At 49.0% G+C, this 1,157-nt stretch carries 1 protein-coding gene; it reads left to right on the plus strand.

Annotation, left to right across the window (positions count from 1 at the left end; genetic code table 11):
* Positions 1-928 (plus strand): IS110 family RNA-guided transposase (locus KZ793_RS21445; RefSeq protein WP_225817139.1); only part of this gene is annotated, 928 nt, incomplete at its 5' end.
* Positions 929-1,157: the final 229 nt, after the last annotated feature.

A 1,157-nucleotide genomic window follows, 5' to 3' on the forward strand; every position in this document is an offset into this window, starting at 1 on the left:
ACGACAAAAATTGCTGGATACGCTCAGAGCGTTTCCACCCAATACCCTTATTGCGATGGAAGCTTGCCAGGGTGCTCATTATTGGGGAAGAACGCTCCAAGCCATGGGCTATGAAATCAGGCTTATCCCGACTCAGCATGTCAAAGCGCTCTGTAAGAATCAGAAAAATGATGCCAATGATGCGCTGGCTATTTGTGAAACGGCCTGTCGCCCTGGGATTCATTTTGTCCCTGTCAAAACGATTGAGCAACAAGATATCAAAGCCCTGCGTAGTGTCCGGCAACTCATGGTGGAACAACGTACTGCACTGGTCAATCAAACCCGGGCGCTGCTCGCCGAACAGGGAATTGTTATTCCTGCGGGCATTCAACAACTCCGGCAGGCTCTGCCTGATATTTTGGAAGAGGGAAATAACGCATTATCCTTTGTCCTCCGACGCCTACTCCATTCACTCCAGGAAGATATGCAGCGGTTTGATGCCCGTCTTCACGAAATGGATAAAGACATTCAGGCGGTTTCAAGCCAGCAATCGGGTTATGCTCACTTACTGACCATTCCTGGCGTGGGACCGTTGATTGCCGCCGCTTTTGTCAGTGAGGTCAACGTAGAACAATTCTCACATGGCCGTCAGCTTTCTGCCTGGTGCGGTCTGGTTCCACGCCAATACAATTCCGGAGGGAAAAACCGTCTGGCGGGTATAACCAAACAGGGCAACCGTCACCTGCGAACGTTAATTATTCATGGTGCCCGTGCGGTGATGCGCTATTCTCAAAGACGTGATGATGCCCTGGGTGAGTGGTTAAGAAAGTTAATTGCCCGATGTGGGGTCATGAAGGCGACGGTCGCGTTGGCCAATAAACTGGTTCGTATTATCTGGCGCATTTTGAAAGATGATGTTGATTTTATGATGAAGAAAGCGGTGAATTAACCGGTTAAAAAAGACGTTTTATTGAGTTTGCAAACACTGATGAGAAAACGGCTACCGTCCCTGTAATAGCCTGGATTAGACCAAGGTACTGAGATACCTACGTAGTGATAAGGAAACGGGGCTCGGATGACATCATGGCGCGGGTGATTTAACCCACAATGACGCCGGATATATGGTCGCAAACCGTTTCAATTCAATGCTTGCACAACCGGGGACGTCCATATATGGT

The sequence above is a fragment of the Photorhabdus antumapuensis genome, assembly GCF_020387775.1.
Lineage (GTDB): Bacteria > Pseudomonadota > Gammaproteobacteria > Enterobacterales > Enterobacteriaceae > Photorhabdus > Photorhabdus antumapuensis.